Source organism: Hansschlegelia beijingensis (genome assembly GCF_014196425.1).
Taxonomy (GTDB): Bacteria; Pseudomonadota; Alphaproteobacteria; order Rhizobiales; family Methylopilaceae; genus Methylopila; species Methylopila beijingensis.
In genome coordinates, this window is the sequence record NZ_JACIDR010000001.1 from 327,394 (window position 1) to 345,149 (window position 17,756).

Genomic DNA, 17,756 nt, shown 5'->3' on the forward strand with positions numbered 1-17,756 from the left:
CGCGACCGCCCGCCACGGAGTCCGGCGGCGGACTCACGATCAGATCGGCCAGTGGGAGCCCTTGTCCAGCCGTCGGTTCTCCAGCCTGGTCTCGCGGCTGGTGAACAGAGCGCGGCCGTTTTCGATCCGGAACGTGTCGTAGTACTTGCCGACCAGGAACAGCCGGCTCTCGCCCGAGTCGATATGCGAGTTGGTGCCGTCCAGCAGGTGCTGGAACACGATGAAGGCGCTGACAGTCTTCGCCGTCGCGCCGTCGTCGGCGACATCGACGGTGTAGACGGTCGTGTGGCGGGTCAGCGGCGAATGATCGGTGTTGTGCTTGGGAAGCAGTCGGATCAGCGCTTCGAGATCTTTCCGCGACCCGTGCAGATAGGTCATGTCATAGTTGATCTCGGGGCTCCACGCCTTGATGTCGTAAACGAAGTTCTCGTCGCAGAGCGCGAGCCACTCGTCCCACTTCTGGCTGTCGAGCAGGATGGTGGCGCGGTAGATCGCGTTCCGGACGGCGTCGGCGGCCTCGCGGGCCTGCGCGGGGTCAAGTCCGCCGCTCAGCGGCGGCGCGGTCATCTCGGTCTGGATATCCATCTTGCTCTCGTTTCCTCGCGCGGTGGAGGGCCTGATCGGCCAGGCGCAGCTGCGCCGACCGGCCTCTTCTCGTGTTCTTGCAGAAGAATAAGGAGGCCCGGCGGGAGAGGGGCGACCCGCCAGGCCTCCGACCGTCACTCGGCGGCGATCGCCGGCGCGGAGTAGGGCAGTTCGGGATTGCTGGGCGAGCGGTTCATCCACTTGCCCCACTCGTCGTAGTAGTGACGCATCCCGTTCTCGTCGTGGATCGTCTGGTTCTCCTGGCGGCCGTGCAGGATGCGGCGCGGCTCCTGGCCCGGCCGCATGGTCGTGCCCTGGCCCTGCACGCCGATCAGGTCCTCATGCAGGTTGCGGCCGAACGGGCCCCAGATCGAGTTGTGGTGGTTGATCCGGGTCTGGCGCTCCTCGGGCGTGTCGCTCTTGAGGCCGAGGCCGCGGAACTCGATCATCACCTTGTTGGGCCCGAGCGGCGTGACGACGTCACAACGCAGCGCCGAGCCGCGCAGGTTGAAGTTCATGCCCGGGAACAGGTCGATCATGTACCACTGGTTCGGCGGCAGATGCGGGAAGGAGAGACCCGCCCGGCTCTCGAAGCCTTCGTACTGGTCGTAGTTGACCTCGAAGGTGCCGACCACGATGTGGCCGTGCTCGAAGGACTCGTTCTTCCGCGCGAAGTAGGCGTCGTTAAAACCGGTCACGCGGTTATGATAGTGCATGAAGTCATGATAGAACTCGCAGTTCGTATCATGCCAGAGCTTGTAGTTCGTATCGACGATCGCCTTGTGATAGTGGAAAACCTCCATCGGCTCGGCTTCGAGCGTCTTGCGGAGGCACTGGAACGGCTCTCCGGCCCAGTCTTCCAGTGAGATCGGGTTGTCGTCGAGGTTGACCCACACGAAGCCGCCGAACTTCACCTCGCAGCGCAGCCGGCGCAGGCCGACGTTCTCCTTCGGGAGCCGGTCCTGGTAGCCTTCCTTCTCGCGGCTGATGTAGACGCAGTTCCCCTTCATATCGAACTGCCATGCATGGAACATGCACGTCATCCGCTTCGGGTTCCCGGAGGGCTGGCCCTCATAGAAGCTGCCGGAGGGGCGGCGCTCGATCAACATGCCGCGATGCGGGCACACGTTGAGGAAGGCGCGAACCTCGTTGTCGGGGCCGCGCGTCACGATGATCGGCTCGTTGGCGATGCTCGTGGTGCGGAAATCATAGGCCTTGGGCAGTTCGGACTCGTGGCAGACCGGGACCCACGCCTTCTTGAAGATCTTCTCGAGCTCCTCGTCGAAAATCTCCTGGTCGGTGTAGACGCGGCTGTCGACCCACTCGCCCTTCTGCAGGGGCGGGGTGGCCATCCATTGGGTGTGATTCCTCGCTGGCATCGGCGCTTCCTCTGCTCCTTTTTATCGGCGACGGCTTGCCGCCGCCGTGCGTTGCCGCTCCATTCGGTGCGTGGGGAAACGATCGCCGGGACAATCCGATTGGCCAAATGAAAGGTTCTTATTGTTTGATAGATACAGCCTTCGCAGCGCGCCCGTTCCGCCGGCGCCCTCGCGCGCGGGAGCGCGGCGGCGAAAATAGGCGGGCCCCGCATCTATGCGCGTCCGCAATAGCGCGACCCTATCACTCCATTTGAAGGAACAATTTTACTCTGGCGGCGTGGCGGCGTGCCATCGCTGTCGAGACGGGCGCTAGCGCGTCTCCAACGCAAAAAAAGCTCTGCCGGACAAGATCCGCAAAAGCGGGCACGTCAATCAACGGCCGAGCTTCCCTTGGGAGGGAACATGGCCAGCACCAGAGCATCGGCGATGCTCGTCGCAGCGCTCGCAGCTGCGACGACCACGGCTTTCACGCCCGCGAACGCGGCGATGAGCTTCGGCAAGCCCGGCGAGAAGGTCGACCTCGTGGTCGGCTATCAGCCGTACTACACCGCGTCCTGGTCGGGCGTGGTCAACAACGGCAAGAGCTTCTGGAAGAAGTATCTGCCGGAGGGCTCGACCGCCTCGTTCCAGATCGGTCTGCAGGGCGCGGTCATCGTCAACGCGATGACCGGCGAGAAGCAGCACATCGGCTACGTCGGCGACATGCCCGCGATCGCCGCGACCTTCCGCAATCTGCGGGATCGCGGCGGCACCGACCTTCGCATCGTCGCGACGCTCGGCACCTCCGAGCAGCAGTGCAACATCATGCTCGTCCGCAACGACGCGCCCGACTTCAAGGACGGCCAGGAGGCCGTCAAATGGCTGGGCGGCAAGCAGACCTCGGCGCCCCAGGGCGCCTGCTCCGACCGCTTCGCGCGCCTGGCCTTCGATCAGACCGGCGCCAAGCCTGCGACCTACCTGAACCAGAACGTCGAGGTGATCACCACCAACTTCCGCGCCAAGAAGCTCGATGGCGCGACCGTGTGGGAGCCGACCGCATCGAAAATCGAGATGACGGGGCTCGCCAAGCGGGTGGCGACCGGACGCGACTTCAACGCCATCGACGGCGCCTTCCTGGTGATGGCGAACGATCTCATCCAGCAGCGGCCCGACGTGGTGAAGGGTTGGCTCGAATCCGAGATCGACGCGCAGCTGTTCATGGCGGACATGAAGAACGCCGATGAAGTGGCGCAGCTCGCCGAGGCGCAGACGGAGCGGATGGACCGCAAGATCCTCTGGACCGCGCTTTACGGCGCGGCCTCCGAGAAGGACATCGGCTCGACCAAGCTGCAGTTCGACTTCGTCGTCACCGACCGCGTGCACAAGCTGCTCGATGACGCCACCGCCTTCCTGAACACGCTGCCGGCGAAGCCTGCGGCCGAGCCCAAGATCCGCGAAGGCGGCGTCGACGACTCGATCGCCAGGGAAGTGCTGGCCGCCCGCGGCCTGCAGAGCCCGATCGGCGTCATCACCGCCCATCCCGCCGCGGATTCCAAGGCGAACTGACGACTACGCCCGCGGGCGCTCCGGCGCCCGCGCCGCTCCCTGACTCACAGAGGAATGCAAGATGAGCGTACTCGCCGATGACGCGTTCGCGGCCGGCCAGCGACCCGCGAAGGCGCCGAGACGGCAGCCGACAGGGTTCGGCCTCATGGCCTACCGTGCGAGCAAGGGCGTCCGGTCGCCGACGCCATATTTGATGCTGTTCGGGATCAGCCTGTGGCTGGTCGCCTACTGGATGCTGTGCGAGGGCCTGCAGCTTCCACGTTTCGAGAAGATACCGGGTCCGATCACCATTCTGTCAGACTGGCTGTCGAGGACTCCCGCGCAGGGCACGTCCGTCTTCACGCCTGAATACTACCAGCACATCTATGTGAGCTGCCGGCGCATCGCGATCGCCTTCTTCCTCGCGACTCTCCTCGGCGTGCCGCTCGGGCTCCTGATGGGTTGGTCGAAGACCATCAAGGACTACACCTTCCCGGTGCTCGAGACGCTGCGCCCGATCCCGATCATGGCGTGGGTGCCGCTCGCGATCCTGATGTTCTCGGGCTACGAGACCCCCGTCATCTTCCTCGCGACGCTCGCCTCGTTCTTCGCCACGACGCTCAACACCATGCTGGGCGTGCAGTCGATCGACGAATCCTACTTCCGCGCGGCCGGCTGCCTCGGCTCCAAGAAGTGGGACGTGTTCCGCCACGTCGTCGTGCCGGGCGCGCTGCCCTTCATCTTCACCGGGCTGCAGATCAGCGTCGGCGTCGCCTGGTTCTCGCTCGTCGCGGCCGAGATGGTCTCGGGCGATTACGGCCTGGGCTACCTGATCCTGTCTTCGTACGTGAACAGCGTCACCGTCCCGATGGTGATCGGCATGCTCACGCTCGGCTTCGTCGGCTGGTTCTCCTCGGCGGCTGTCCGCTGGGTCGGCAACCGACTGATGCAGTGGCACGTCAAAGCGCTCGCGATGCAGGGCCGGTGAGGGGAACCACGATGCAAACCCAGCTCAATAATCCGGCCGGCGCTCCGGCTTCCAAGGGCGCCATCAGCATCCGCAACGTCACCAAGGTCTACGACCCCGACGGGGCGCAGGTGATGGCGGTGGACAACTGCTCCATGGAGATCGCGCCCGGCGAGGTCTGCATGATCGTCGGCCCCTCGGGGTGCGGGAAGACCACGCTGCTGAACGCGATCGCCGGCTTCCACTCGATCACCGGCGGCGAGATCCTGCTCGACGGCGTCCCGCTCTGCGGAGCGAAGAAGCCGCTCGCCGACCAGGGCTCCGATCGGATCGTGGTCTTCCAGAACGGCGCGCTGTTCCCATGGAAGACTCTGGCCGAGAACGTCGCCTACGGCCCGATGGTGCAGGGCCGCTGGCCGAAGGCGGAGTGCATTGAGCGCGCCAGAAGCGCGCTCAACGAAGCGGGGCTCGGCGCCGTCGCGGACAAGTATCCGGGCGAGGTGTCGTCCGGAATGGCGCGGCGCGCCGAGATCGTGCGCGCCCTGATCAATGAGCCGAAGGTCCTGCTGCTCGACGAGCCCTATCGCGCGATGGACGCTCTGACCAAGCAGATCATGCATGAAGCTCTGCTTGAGATGTACGACCGGACGAAGGTCACGATCTACTTCATCACGCATGATCTCGAGGAGGCGATCTTCCTCGGCGACCGGGTCTACGTCATGACGACCCGGCCCTGCCGGGTGAAGAAGGTGATCGACATCAACCTGCCGCGTCCGCGCGATTACCACACGCTGACGTCCGAGGCCTTCCGCCTGCTGGTGCAGGAGGCCGACGAAGCCGTCCACGAGGAGGCGATCAAGGCCTTCCAGGCGGGCGAGCGCGAGATGGCCTGAGCGGCCTGAGCCCCAGCCATCCAGCGCTTTATCAAGGACACAAGAAAATGAGCGCCGTAACACTCGACCCTGCCGCCGCCCCGCCGCCTCCGGCCTTCCGCCGCCGCTCCAAGCTGGAGCGCACGCTCTCGAACGCCGCGTTCTGGCGGGGGCTCGCGGGCCTCCTCGTCTTCCTGCTGGTCTGGCAGGCGGGCGGCTTTCTTCACACCTCGCTGGGGATCGATGTTCCGTTCTTCAGCAAGCTTCCGGCCCCGACGGCCGTCGCGGCGGCGGCGTCCGAAGTGGTGGTGCAGTCCGGCTACTGGATGAGCTGGATCGAGAGCATCAAGCGCGTCATGATCGGCTTCCTGATCGCTCAGCTGATCGGCATCCCGTTCGGTCTCTTTCTCGCGGTCAACAAGTATTTCCGCGACATCTTCTTCCCGCCGTTCGAGATCCTGCGGCCGATCCCGCCGCTCGCCTGGGTGCCGGCGGCTCTGATCTTCTGGCCGACGAACGAGATGTCGATCATCTTCGTCACCTTCCTGGGCGCCTTCTTCACGATCGTGATCAACGTGCTGGGCGGCGCCCGGACGATCGACGTCCGCTATCTGCGGGCCGCGCAGTCCATGGGCGCCACCCAGTGGCACCTGTTCTCGCGGATCATCCTGCCCGGCACGCTGCCGTCGATCTTCACGGGCGCCGCGGTCGGCATGGGCATCACCTGGAACGTGGTGCTGGCGGCCGAGATGGTCTCCGGCGGCGGCTCGCAGTCCGGCGGCGGCTTGGGCTTCTTCATCTGGAGCTCGTACATGGGCGGCTCCATGGAGCACATCATCGTCGGCATGATCTCGATCGGCATTGCGGGCTACCTCTCGAGCGCCCTCATCCGCCTTCTCGGCGAACGCGTCATGCCCTGGCGGCGCGCCTTCTGAGCGACCGCGCCCGTCATTCTCCAGGAGTTCGACCTATGGTCACGACCGTTCCGCAATCGGAAATCGACATCCCCGCCACCGCGGCCGGGAAGAGCCGCGTTGAACTGAAGAACGTCTCGCGCGGTTTCGGCGAGGAGTGGGACCGCGAGGAGGTCATCAAGAACCTGACCTTCGAGATCAAGCCCGGCGACCTCACCTGCATCGTCGGCCCCTCGGGCTGCGGCAAGTCCACGATCGTCAACCTGGTCGCGGGCTACGACACGCCGGAATCCGGCGAGATCCTGCTGAACGGCAGCCCCGTACGGGGACCGGGCAAGGATCGCATGGTGGTGTTCCAGGAAACGGCGCTGATGCCGTGGCAGACCACCTATGACAACGTCGTGTTCGGGCCGCTGCTGCGCGGCGAGGGGACCCGCGCCGAGATCGACAAGGAGGCGCGCCGTCTGCTCGACCGCGTCGGCCTCGGCGACTTCAAGAAGAAGTATCCGTCGCAGCTCTCGGGCGGCATGCAGCGGCGCGCTGAGCTCGCCCGGGCCCTGATCAACAAGCCCGTGCTGCTGATCATGGACGAGCCGTTCCGCGGCCTCGACGCCATGTCCCGGCCGCTGATGCAGGAGTTCTTCCTGCGGCTGTTCGAGGAGAACCGGCGCACCAACCTGTTCGTCACCTCCGAGATCGAGGAGGCGATCTTTCTGGCCGACCGCCTGATCGTGCTGTCGAACCGTCCCGCCCAGGTTCGCGCGGTCATCGAGATTCCGCTGCCGCGGCCGCGCCAGTTCCACATGATGAGCTCGCCCGAAGTGTTCGAGATCAAGAGGCAAGCGCTCGAGATCCTGCACGAGGAGGCGATGAAGAGCTTCCGCGGGCAGGGCGCGCGGGGCGAGCAGGTTCGGCCTCAGGCCCAGCCATGACGGGGATCGGCCGAGGCGCGCGATGAGCGTCCTCGGCGTCCTCCTCTCGCGCGAGGCGATCATCGCGGTGGCGATCTGCGGCGCGCTCCTGTGCGTCGTAGGCTCGCTCCGGGCGGGTCGAACTGCCCCGGCCGGAGTCCTGGTGAAGACCGGCTACGCGTTGACGGGCGTCAGCATGCTGCTGATGATCGTGGCGGGGTTCATGTCCGGTCGCTGACGGCGAGTGCGCGTAAGAATGCTTGTCGTGGCGCAGTCTCTCGCCAAACGCTTCGGAGGAGCGCCGGCTCTCGGCGGCGTCTCCTTCCAGGCGGGGGCAGGCGAGATCGTTGGTCTGCTCGGGGCCAACGGAGCCGGCAAATCCACGACGATGCGGCTGCTCGCAGGCTATCTGAGGCCCGACGCGGGCTCGGCCTCCATCGCGGGACGCGACGTGGTCTCGGATCGTCTGGCTGCGCGCGCGGCCGTCGGGTACCTGCCGGAATCGCCCACGGGTTTTCCCGATCTCACGATCTCCGAGTTCCTTGCCTTCGCCGCGGAGGCCCGCGGGCTCTTCGGCGCCGCGCGACGCCGCGCCATCGAGCGCGCCGTGGACTTCGCCGATCTCGCCCTGGCGCTCGGCCGGCCGCTCGGCGCGCTCTCTCAGGGCTGGCGGCAGCGGGCCTGGATCGCGCAGGCGGTGGCGCATGATCCGCCGGCGCTCATCCTCGATGAGCCGACGACGGCGCTCGATCCGGAGCAGAAGGCGCGCCTGCGCGGCAGGCTCAGGGACGCAGCGCCCGGCAAGGCGATCCTGATCTCCACCCACATTCTCGAAGAGGCGGAGACGCTCTGCGACCGCGTCATCGTCTTCCGCGCGGGCCGCATCGTGGCGGATGCGCCGCTCCCCTCGCTCCTCGACGAGCGGGGACGGCTCGCCCCGGCCTACGCGGCGCTGAACGCAGCCGATGGCCGCTGAGCCGGCTCTCCCGCGACCGCCGTCCTGGCTGCAGGCGGCGCGCGCCGCGTTCCGCCACCAGCTGCGGCTGCTGGTCTACTCGCGGCTGACGCTGGTCTTTCAGGTCGGCTTCCTGATCACGCTTCCGGTTTTCGTGTTCCTGATCGGCGATCTGTTCGCCGGGGACCGCGCCTCGCTCGACCTGATGCTGGCCTTCCTGCCATGGGTCGCGCTGATCTTCGTTCCGGCGCTCGCGATGCGCGCCTTCGCGGATCGGCCGCTCGACCGGGAGCGGGAGTTCCTCCTCACGCTTCCCCTGCCGCCGAGCGCGATCGCGGCGGGCGCCTGGCTCGCCGGCGCCGTGGTGATGCTCGTCACGCTGCTCTTCACCACGCCGCTCGTCGCCACGCTCGCCTATCTCGGCGAACCGGATTTCGGGGCCGTGGCGGCCGGTTATGTCGGCGCCGCCTGCCTGCTGGTCGCCTTCTACGCGATCGGTCTTTTCGCCTCGGCGCTGGCGCGCAGCGAGGTCGGCGCTTTCGTGATCGCGCTCGCCATGCTGTTCGTCCTGCTGCTGTTCGGCTGGGACGGCGTCGGGCGGCTGGCGCCCGGCTCCTCGACGGCGCGGCCGTTCGACGTCCTGGCCTTCGCCTCGCCCAAGTTCTGGCTCGACCAGCTCGCGACCGGAGAGGTGCAGCTGAGGGCGCTCGCCTATTTCGCGTTTCTGACGGCGCTCGCGGTGGCGGGCGCGGCGGCGGCGTTGCGGGCGGGCGGCGACCGTCGCCCGGGGGGCGCTGCGCGGCTGGTCGCTGCGGTCGCCGTGGCCGCGGCGGCGGTGGTCGCGGTCACCGCCGCCATCCCCGCGCGCTTCGCGCTGGACTTCACCGAGGCCCGGCGTTTCACGCTGTCACGCGGCCTGCTCGAGATCGTCGGCCGCCTGCCGGAGGACGCGCGCATCGACCTCTACTGGAGCGCGCAGGGTCCCGAGACGCCCGAGGCGATCCGGGCCTATGCGGCGAGGGTGCGGGACTTCCTCGAGCTCGTCACGGGCCGCTCGCAGGGCCGGCTCGCGGTCGCGGTTCATGATCCCGCTCCCGGCAGCCGTGCGGAAGCCGCGGCGGAGAGCGCCGGAATCCGCCGGATGCCGCTGAGTTCAGGCGACGCCTTCTTCCTCGGCGCCTCGCTGACATCCGCCGGGCGTCAGATTCCCATCGGCTATTTCGACCAGACGCGCGAGGCCCTGCTGGAATATGACGTCGCCACGGCCCTTGCCGGGCTCGCCCGGGCGACCGCGCCCAGGGTCGGCGTGATCTCGCCACTTCTGGCGCCCGGCGGCGCCGACCCCAGCCAGGCCGGGCTGAACGCCATAGCCGAGCTCAGGCGCGCCTACGACGTCGCCATCATCCCGGCCTTCGCCGACAGCCTGCCCGAGGGGCTCGACTGCGTCATCGTGATCGGCGCGACCTTCCTGAAGAAGGAGATGCTGCGCTCGATCGACCAGGCGGTCACCCGGGGCGCCGGGCTGATCGTGATGATCGATCCACGGCTTAGGCTCAGTCCCAAGAGCGACAGCGCGACGCCCCAGCCGTCCCGCGAGATCGACGACATCTCCGATCTGCTGCTGCGTTACGGCCTCCGCTACAGGGGCGACGACGTGGTCGGCGACGCGAAGCTCGCGACCCCGGTCGCAGACCCGTCCGGCAGGACCATCACCTTTCCGTTCTGGATGAGGTTCGCCAGGGACCGGCTGTCGGCCGCGAACCCCGTCACGGCCGGACTCGGCGACCTCCTGTTCGTCGAGCCCGGCGCGTTCGAGGCGCCCGACGAGGCGGCGTTGGTCGCGACCACGGAGGCGGCCGGCGCAACGCCGCGGGCCGGGATGGCCGCGACGGCCCCGGCGGCCCTCGCGGCGGCGTTTCGGCCGGGCGGCGGCCGCCGCGTCATCGTTGCCGAGGCGGAGGGCCCGTTCCGCAGCGCCTTCAGCGAAGCCGCCGCCGCTCTGCCGCGCGAGGGCGGCGCGTCAACGGTCTTCGCGGTCGCGGACATCGACTGGATCCTGGATCCTTTCGCCTATGAGGGCGGCGCCGACGCGGGCGGCGCGCGCAAACCGCGCAACGACAACGCCGCCCTGTTCCTCAACATGGTGGAGCGGGCGAGCGGAGGCGGCGCGCTGATCGCGACGCGCTCGCGGGCGACCGACAGCCGTCCGCTGAGCCGCGTGGCGGCGCTCGCCCGCGAAGTCTCGCTCGCCGATCAGGAGGCGATCTCGGCGGCGGCCACACGGGTCGCCGAAGTGGAGCAGCGGATCGCTGCGCTTCCGGAGGCCGCGGGGGTGCGCTCCTTCGCGGATCTGCCGCCCGACGTGAGGGAAAGGGCGGACGAACTGCGCCGCGCGCTCGCTTCCGACCGGGCGACGCTGCGGGCGGTTCAGGACCGGGAGCGGGCCGCGCTCCAGACGCTTCGCTCGCGCGTGATCCTGTTCAACCTCGCCGCCGGCCCGGCGCTGGCGCTCGCCTGGACGGCGGGCGTGGCGCTGCTGCGCCGCCGCCGCGCGCCCTAGCGCGCTGGCCTGTTCGGGCCCATGGGCGGCCCTTCTCATCTATTGGCACTGTTTATTTCCGTCGGCGCTCAAGGAAGCGTCTAATGCCGCCTGGCGGCTGCGCGTCGAAGCAATCGGAAAGTACCCGCAAGAAAGCCGCTCCCTCAGGATCGGGCGGGTTCAAAAGAAGATGATAGTAAAATCCTGCGCAGGAAAATCGCTGGTCGCTTCAATGGTCGCGAATGGGCTCGGTTCTACCTCAATCTAAATCGACGAACGAAACGATCGATTTAAATCATAAGCGAATACAGTCCTCATGCGTTGCGGCCAGTTTGGGGCTTGTCTAAAAATAATCAGGCGCTGTTTCGCCTGCTGATCTTGGGATGTGCGGATCGCTATGAGTCTGATCTCTGATGCTCTTGGGCACGCAACCGGCTTCTTCCGGCGCGCCGGCGGGCCGCGCCCGGTTCGGTCCGAGCCTGGCCGTCCGGACATGCTGGAGGCGCTCGCCGGCCCCGGCGAGGTGGTGGAGACCTCTCCCACGGTCGCGGACGAGGTCAAGTACACGACCTGCTACATGTGCGCGTGCCGGTGCGGGATCAAAGTCCACCTGAAGGACGGCCGCATCCGCTACATCGAGGGCAACAAGGATCATCCGGTCAATCGCGGCGTGCTGTGCGGCAAGGGCTCGGCCGGCATCATGCAGCAATATTCGCCGGCCAAGCTGCGCAAGCCGCTGCTGCGGACCGGCGAGCGGGGATCCGGCGAGTTCAAGGAGATCGAGTGGGACGAGGCGCTGGCGCTGGCCACCAAGTGGCTCGGCGACATCCGCCGCACGGATCCCAAGAAGCTCGCCTTCTTCACCGGCCGCGACCAGAGCCAGTCGCTGACGGGCTGGTGGGCCGCGCAGTTCGGCACGCCGAACTTCGCCGCGCATGGCGGCTTCTGCTCGGTCAACATGGCGGCGGCGGGTCTCTATTCGATCGGCGGCGCCTTCTGGGAGTTCGGCGAGCCGGACTGGGATCAGGCGCGCTACTTCATGCTCTTCGGCGTCGCCGAGGACCATGACTCCAATCCGATCAAGATCGGCCTGTCGAAGCTCAAGGAGCGCGGCGCCAAGTTCCTTTCGGTGAACCCGGTCAAGACGGGCTATTCGGCGATCGCCGACGAGTGGGTCGGCATACGCCCGGGCACGGATGGGCTGTTCATCTTCGCCCTGATCCATGTCCTGCTGCGCAACGACATCGTCGATTTCGAATTCCTCGCCCGCTATACCAACGCGACCTGGCTGGTGATCGACAATCCCGGCGGCTCGGACCACGGCCTGTTCGCCCGCGACGCCGAAGGCGCCCCGCTCGCCTGGGACAAGGATCGCGGTGAGCCTGTCGCCGCCTCGAAGGCCGACTTCTCGCCCGCCGTCGTCGGAACCTTCGACCTTCCGGACGGCCGGCGCGCGTCGCCGTCGTTCCAGCTGCTCGCCGACCGCTATCTGAGCGACGAGTTCGCCCCCGAGGCGGTCGCGGACCGCTGCGGCGTCACGGCGGAGCGCATCCGGCGCATCGCCGCGGAGATCGCGGAGGCGTTCAACAATCCGGTGGTGATCGACCAGCCCTGGACGGACTGGGCCGGCCGCCGGCACGAGACGATGGTCGGGCGCCCGATCGCGATGCACGCGATGCGCGGCATCTCGGCCCATTCCAACGGTTTCCACACCTGCCGCGCCCTGCATGTGCTGCAGATGCTGCTCGGCGCGGTCGATACGCCGGGCTCCTGGCGGTACAAGGCGCCCTATCCGAAGCCGCTGCCCGGCGGTCCGAAGCCCGCGGGCAAGACCGTCGCGCCGAACACGCCGCTCGGCGGCATGCCGCTCGGCTTCACGATGGGGCCGGAGGATCTGCTGGTCGAGGCGGACGGAACCCCGAAGCGTCTCGACAAGGCCTATTCGTGGGAGGCCCCGATCGCCGCCCACGGCCTGATGCACATGGCGATCCACAACGCCTGGGCGGGCGATCCCTATCCGATCGACGTCCTGTTCATGTACATGGCCAACATGGCCTGGAACTCGTCGATGAACACGGCGGGGACCATGCAGATGCTGACCGACAAGCATCCGGACGGGACCTACAAGATCCCGAAGATCATCTACTCCGACGCCTATGCGTCCGAGATGGTCTCCTATGCCGACCTCGTGCTGCCGGACACGACCTATCTCGAGCGCTGGGACTGCATCTCGCTGCTCGACCGGCCGATCGGCAGCGCGCACGGCCCGGCCGACGCCATCCGTCGCCCGGTGCTGAAGCCAGACCGCGACGTCCGGCCGTTCCAGGAGGTGATGATCGACCTCGGGGCGCGGCTCGGCCTGCCGGGCTTCGTCAACGAGGACGGCTCCCCCAAATATCCGGGCGGCTACCCCGACTACATCGTCAATCACGAGCGCAAGCCCGGCATCGGGCCGCTCGCGGGCTTCCGCGGCGAAGACGGGGAGACCGCCGGCAAGGGCGCGCCCAACAAGAGCCAGCTCGACCGCTACGTCGCCAACAAGAGCTTCTGGCGGATGGAGCTGCCGCACGATCAGCTCTACTTCAAGCACGGCAACAAGGGCTATCTCGAGAACGCGGTGAAGCTTGGCCTGATCGACAAGGCCGAGCAGATCGTTCTGCACCTCTACAGCGAGCCGCTGCAGAAATTCCGGCTCGCCGCGGAGGGGCATGGCGAACTCCAGCCGCCCGAGCGCGACCGCGAACGGCTCAAGGCCTATTTCGATCCGCTGCCGATCTGGTACGCGCCGCTCGAGGAGCAGGCCGTCTCGGCCGAGGAGTTCCCGCTTTCGGCGATCACGCAGCGGCCGATGGCGATGTACCATTCGTGGCACTCGCAGAACTCCTGGCTTCGCCAGATCTACTCGAAGAACTTCCTCTACATGAACCGCGAGACCGCCAGGTCCCTCGGCATCGAGGACGGCGACTACGCTTGGGTGACCAGCAACCACGGCCGCATCCGCGCCCCGGTGCGGACCATGGAGGGCGTGAACCCTCACACGGTCTGGACCTGGAACGCGATCGGCAAGCGCAAGGGCGCCTGGAACCTGCCGGCCGACGCGCCGGAGGGCCAGGAAGGCTTCCTGCTCAACCACGTGATCTCCGAGCACCTGCCCGAAAAGAACGGCTACAGCCACTCGAACTCCGACCCCGTCACGGGCCAGGCCGCCTGGTACGACGTCCGGGTCCGGGTCGAGAAGGCGGTCGATTGCGAACAGTCGCCGCTGCCGAGTTTCCCGCCGCTCGCGCGGCCTCCCCGCATGCCGAACCGCCCCGACGTGCTGCGCTACGACGCGGAAGGCCGCAAGTGGCCGTGGCAGCGCCGGCAGGCCGCAAAGACGTCTGGAGTTAAATGACGTGACTTGTCTTCCCGAGGCCGTTCCCGGCCAGAAGAAGCTGGGCCTGGTGATCGATCTCGACACCTGCGTCGGCTGCCACGCCTGCGCGGTCAACTGCAAGGAGTGGAACGCGAGCGGCCATTCCGGACCGCTCACCGACTACCAGAACACCTCCGACGGCGTGTGGTTCAACCGCGTCCACACCTTCGAGGCCGGGCAGGGCGAGACCTCCCGCACCGTGAACTTCCCGCGCTCCTGCCTGCATTGCGAGGAGCCGGCCTGCGTCACCGTCTGCCCGACCGGCGCCTCCTACAAGCGCGCCGAGGACGGCATCGTGCTGGTCAACGCCGAGACCTGCATCGGCTGCAAGCTCTGCTCCTGGGCCTGCCCGTACGGCGCCCGCGAGTTCGACGAAGACGACGGCGTGATGAAGAAGTGCACGCTGTGCGTCGACAAGATCTACAATGACAATCTGCCCGAGGCCGACCGGGTGCCGGCCTGCGTCGCCACCTGTCCGTCGCACGCCCGGCACTTCGGCGATCTCGGCGACCCGAACTCGGACGTCTCGATCCTGGTCGCCGAGCGCGGCGGCTACGAGCTGATGCCGGAGCTCGGCTACAAGCCGGTGAACCGCTATCTGCCGCCGCGGCCGCGCAAGAACGGGCCTCCGCCGCCGAGCGCCGCCTCGTCGTCCTCCTGCGGCTCGGACGAAACCATCTCGCTCCTCGATCTTGCGATGAAGAAGCCGGACGGGAAGGGCTCGGCCTTCCTGCGCTGGGCCGATCGCGTCCTGTCGCGGTGACGTCATGCATCCTGCGCTATCAGTCATCATCTTCACCACGGCCACCGGCGCCGGCTACGGCCTGCTGATCTGGTCCGGCCTGTTGTCCGCGTTCTCGGCGACCCCCGCCGAGCGGGTAGTGGCGCTCGTCACGCTTGGGACGGCGTTGCTACTCGTTACGCTCGGGCTGCTGTCGTCCACGCTGCATCTCGGCCGGCCTGAGCGGGCTTGGCGGGCCTTGTCGCAGTGGCGGACGTCGTGGCTGTCGCGTGAAGGCCTTGCGGCGATCGCGACCTATGTGCCCGCGACGCTGCTCGGCCTCGCCTGGATCGTGTCGCCGGACCCGGGCCTTGCGGCCGTGTTGCTCGGCGTGATGACCGCCTGCTGCGCGGTCGTGACGATCTACTGCACGGCGATGATCTACGCGTCGCTGAAGACCGTCCACCAGTGGCGCAACCAGTACGTGGTGCCCAACTATTTCGCGCTCGGCCTGTACTGCGGCGCGCTGCTGTTCGCCGCGCTGCTGCACCTGCTCGGCCACGGCCAGCCGCTGGTCGACGGCGTCGCGGCGGCGGCGGGTCTGGTCGCGCTCGGCGGCAAGCTCGCCTACTGGCGCTTCATCGCCACGACCAGCCACGTCAGCACGCCGGAATCCGCCACGGGTCTCGGCGGCATCGGCAAGGTCCGCCTGTTCGAGGCGCCGCATACTGAAGAGAACTACCTGATGCGCGAGATGGGCTTCACCATCGCGCGCAAGCACGCCGACAAGCTGCGCAAGCTGGTTGTGCTCGCGCTGTTCGGCGCTCCGATCCTGCTGATGCTGATCTCGCTGCTGCTCGGCGGCGTGGCGGCCGCGGTGGTCGCCCTGATCGCCGTGCTCTCGGCGGGCGCCGGGATCCTGGTCGAACGCTGGCTGTTCTTCGCCGAAGCCAAGCACACCGTGATGCTCTACTACGGAGCGCGCGCCGCATGAGCGACCACGCTCCGTCTTCTCCAGTGGGACTGGCGTGGGCGGGGCTTGGTCGCGCGCTGCGACCGCAATGGATCTCCGCCGTCACGCCGGCGACCATCCGCTCCGACGTCGTCGCGGGCCTGACCAGCGCCACCGTTGTCCTTCCGCAGGCGGTGGCGTTCGCGGCGATCGCCGGTCTGCCGCCGCAATACGGCTTCTACACCGCGATCGTCGTGCCGGTGGTGGCCGCGCTGCTCGGCTCCTCCTGGGTCATGGTGTCGGGACCGACGCTCGTGATCTCGGCGCTGATGGCGAGCACGCTCAGCGCCCACGCCCAGCCGTTCACCGCCGAGTTCATCTCGCTCGCGATCTTCCTCACCTTCCTGGTCGGCGTCCTGCAATGCGCCTTCGGGGCGCTGCAGCTCGGCCGGTTCGTGAACTTCATCTCGCACTCCGTGATGATCGGGTTCACGGCGGCGGCCGCGTTGCTGATCTCGGTCAGCCAGCTGAAGGACGCGCTGGGGCTGAGCGCCGAGCGCGGCCAGAGCATCTTCGGCCAGATCGCGAATCTGGCGGCCGCGGCGGGCGAGACGAATCTGGCCGCGCTCGCGATCGCGGGCGTCACGCTCGGAACGCTGGTCGCCCTGCGGGTGTTCGCGCCGAAGCTGCCGGGCTTCATCGTCGCGCTCGGCGTCGGCAGCCTGCTCGGCGTCCTGATCGAGGCGGAGGCCAGGGGCGTTCGCATGGTGGGAGCGCTGCCCTCGGTCGCGCCGACGCCGGCGATGCCGGCGTTCTCGTTCGAGACGCTGCACGCGCTCGGGGAGGGGGCCTTCGCGATCGCTTTGCTCGGTCTCGTCGAGGCGATCTCGATCGGCCGCGCCTTCGCGCTCAAGCAGAACCGGCCGTTCGAGGCCAACCGCGAGATCGCGGCGCAGGGGGTGTCGAACGTCGTCGGCAGCTTCTTCCAGTGCTACGCGGGCTCCGGCTCCTTCACCCGCAGCGGCGTCAACTACGAGGCCGGCGCGGCGACGCCGCTGTCCGCGATCCTGTCGTCCTGCTTCCTCCTGGCGATCCTGCTGGTGGTCGCGCCGCTGTTCGGGCAGGTGCCGATCCCGGCCGTCGCGGCCGTGATCCTCTACGTCGCGTTCCGGCTGGTCGACCTTCGGGCGATCCGGCGGCTGGCGGCCACGAGCCGGACCGAGACGACCATCGTGGCGATCACCTTCGCGGCGGGTCTCTTCGTCAACCTGGAGTTCGCCGTCTATGGCGGCGTGATCGTCTCGCTGCTGATCTTCCTGTCGCGCACCGCCAAGCCGACGCTGTCCGTCGGCGCGCCTGACGGGCTGCAGTCTCACCGCCCGTTCCGCAATGCCGAGCTCTACAGCCTGCCGGAATGTCCGCAGGCTGCCTTCGCCCGGCTCGAGGGGCCGCTTTACTTTGGCTCCGTCGACTATCTCGAGCGCGAGCTTGGCCGCATCCAGCGGCAGCGGCCGAACCAGAAGCGCCTCGGCATCATCCTGCGCGGCGGCGGCGACGTCGACCTTCCGGGGGCGGAGCTGCTGATCTCCGAGGCGAAGCGCCGGCGGGCCATGGGCGGCGACCTCTACCTGATCGCGCGCTTCCCGCCGCTGCTGCGGACGCTCGAGCGGTTCCATGTGATCGAGGCGCTCGGCCGGGACCACGTCATGGCGTCGAAGGGCGAGGCCATCGCCCGGATCGTCCCCGAACTCGATCCCGAGATCTGTCGGGCCTGCAAGACGAGGATCTTCCGCGAATGTCCCGCGGCGGCCGGCATGGAGAGCGCGCCGTCGACCGAGCGCCTGTCAGCGAGCGTCGCGGCGTCATGAGGATGATCCTGTCTGATCGCGACCAGATGCGGCTGCGCCGCCGCCCCGGCCCCGGTCTGCCTGCCCGAGAAGACGGAAAATGCGGCGAGAAAGCCCGCATGGGGAGGAAGCGCAATGAGACGGAGAGGGTCGGACGAAGCGTATGAACCTTTGG

14 protein-coding genes are annotated in these 17,756 nt (G+C 67.8%); 12 read left to right on the forward strand and 2 right to left on the reverse strand.

Features of this window, described 5'->3' with window-relative positions:
- Window positions 1-39: 39 nt before the first annotated feature.
- A complete protein-coding gene (locus GGR24_RS01525; protein WP_246397901.1) occupies window positions 40-585 on the reverse strand; it encodes an aromatic-ring-hydroxylating dioxygenase subunit beta in 546 nt (181 codons plus the stop codon).
- Between the two features lie 134 nt (window positions 586-719).
- Complete coding sequence (locus GGR24_RS01530; RefSeq protein ID WP_246397902.1) at window positions 720-1,937, reverse strand: aromatic ring-hydroxylating oxygenase subunit alpha; 1,218 nt, start codon at window positions 1,935-1,937, stop codon at window positions 720-722.
- Between the two features lie 429 nt (window positions 1,938-2,366).
- Between GGR24_RS01530 and GGR24_RS01535 the strand changes: the two genes are divergently transcribed.
- The 12 genes from GGR24_RS01535 (at window position 2,367) to GGR24_RS01590 (ending at window position 17,602) form a co-directional block, all read left to right on the forward strand.
- Entirely contained in the window at window positions 2,367-3,509 is a 1,143-nt protein-coding gene (locus GGR24_RS01535; RefSeq protein WP_246397903.1) for an ABC transporter substrate-binding protein, read from the forward strand.
- Between the two features lie 61 nt (window positions 3,510-3,570).
- The gene (locus tag GGR24_RS01540) at window positions 3,571-4,476 is read left to right on the forward strand and encodes an ABC transporter permease (protein WP_246397904.1); all 906 of its coding nucleotides are present in this window, start codon (window positions 3,571-3,573) and stop codon (window positions 4,474-4,476) included.
- An 11-nt stretch (window positions 4,477-4,487) separates the two neighbouring features.
- Window positions 4,488-5,348 (forward strand): ABC transporter ATP-binding protein, encoded by an 861-nt coding sequence (locus tag GGR24_RS01545; protein ID WP_183393530.1) that lies wholly within the window; start codon window positions 4,488-4,490, stop codon window positions 5,346-5,348.
- Between the two features lie 47 nt (window positions 5,349-5,395).
- Entirely contained in the window at window positions 5,396-6,262 is an 867-nt protein-coding gene (locus GGR24_RS01550; RefSeq protein WP_183393531.1) for an ABC transporter permease, read from the forward strand.
- Between the two features lie 35 nt (window positions 6,263-6,297).
- Window positions 6,298-7,173: an ABC transporter ATP-binding protein gene (locus tag GGR24_RS01555; protein WP_183393532.1), complete on the forward strand. Its 876-nt coding sequence runs from the start codon at window positions 6,298-6,300 to the stop codon at window positions 7,171-7,173.
- A gap of 22 nt (window positions 7,174-7,195) precedes the next feature.
- Window positions 7,196-7,390, forward strand: coding sequence for a hypothetical protein (locus GGR24_RS01560; RefSeq protein WP_183393533.1), 195 nt, complete (start codon window positions 7,196-7,198; stop codon window positions 7,388-7,390).
- A gap of 27 nt (window positions 7,391-7,417) precedes the next feature.
- Window positions 7,418-8,128, forward strand: a complete 711-nt coding sequence (locus tag GGR24_RS01565) for an ATP-binding cassette domain-containing protein (protein WP_183393534.1) — start codon at window positions 7,418-7,420, stop codon at window positions 8,126-8,128.
- The gene (locus GGR24_RS01570) at window positions 8,118-10,667 is read left to right on the forward strand and encodes a Gldg family protein (protein WP_183393535.1); all 2,550 of its coding nucleotides are present in this window, start codon (window positions 8,118-8,120) and stop codon (window positions 10,665-10,667) included. Before GGR24_RS01565 ends, GGR24_RS01570 begins: the two co-directional genes overlap by 11 nt.
- Before the next feature lie 472 nt (window positions 10,668-11,139).
- Window positions 11,140-14,040 (forward strand): molybdopterin oxidoreductase family protein, encoded by a 2,901-nt coding sequence (locus GGR24_RS01575; protein WP_183393536.1) that lies wholly within the window; start codon window positions 11,140-11,142, stop codon window positions 14,038-14,040.
- A gap of 1 nt (window position 14,041) precedes the next feature.
- Window positions 14,042-14,824, forward strand: a complete 783-nt coding sequence (locus GGR24_RS01580) for a 4Fe-4S dicluster domain-containing protein (RefSeq protein WP_183393537.1) — start codon at window positions 14,042-14,044, stop codon at window positions 14,822-14,824.
- Window positions 14,825-14,828: 4 nt separating this feature from the next.
- Window positions 14,829-15,776, forward strand: a complete 948-nt coding sequence (locus GGR24_RS01585; protein WP_183393538.1) for a dimethyl sulfoxide reductase anchor subunit family protein — start codon at window positions 14,829-14,831, stop codon at window positions 15,774-15,776.
- Window positions 15,773-17,602, forward strand: coding sequence for a SulP family inorganic anion transporter (locus GGR24_RS01590; protein WP_183393539.1), 1,830 nt, complete (start codon window positions 15,773-15,775; stop codon window positions 17,600-17,602). Before GGR24_RS01585 ends, GGR24_RS01590 begins: the two co-directional genes overlap by 4 nt.
- Window positions 17,603-17,756: the final 154 nt, after the last annotated feature.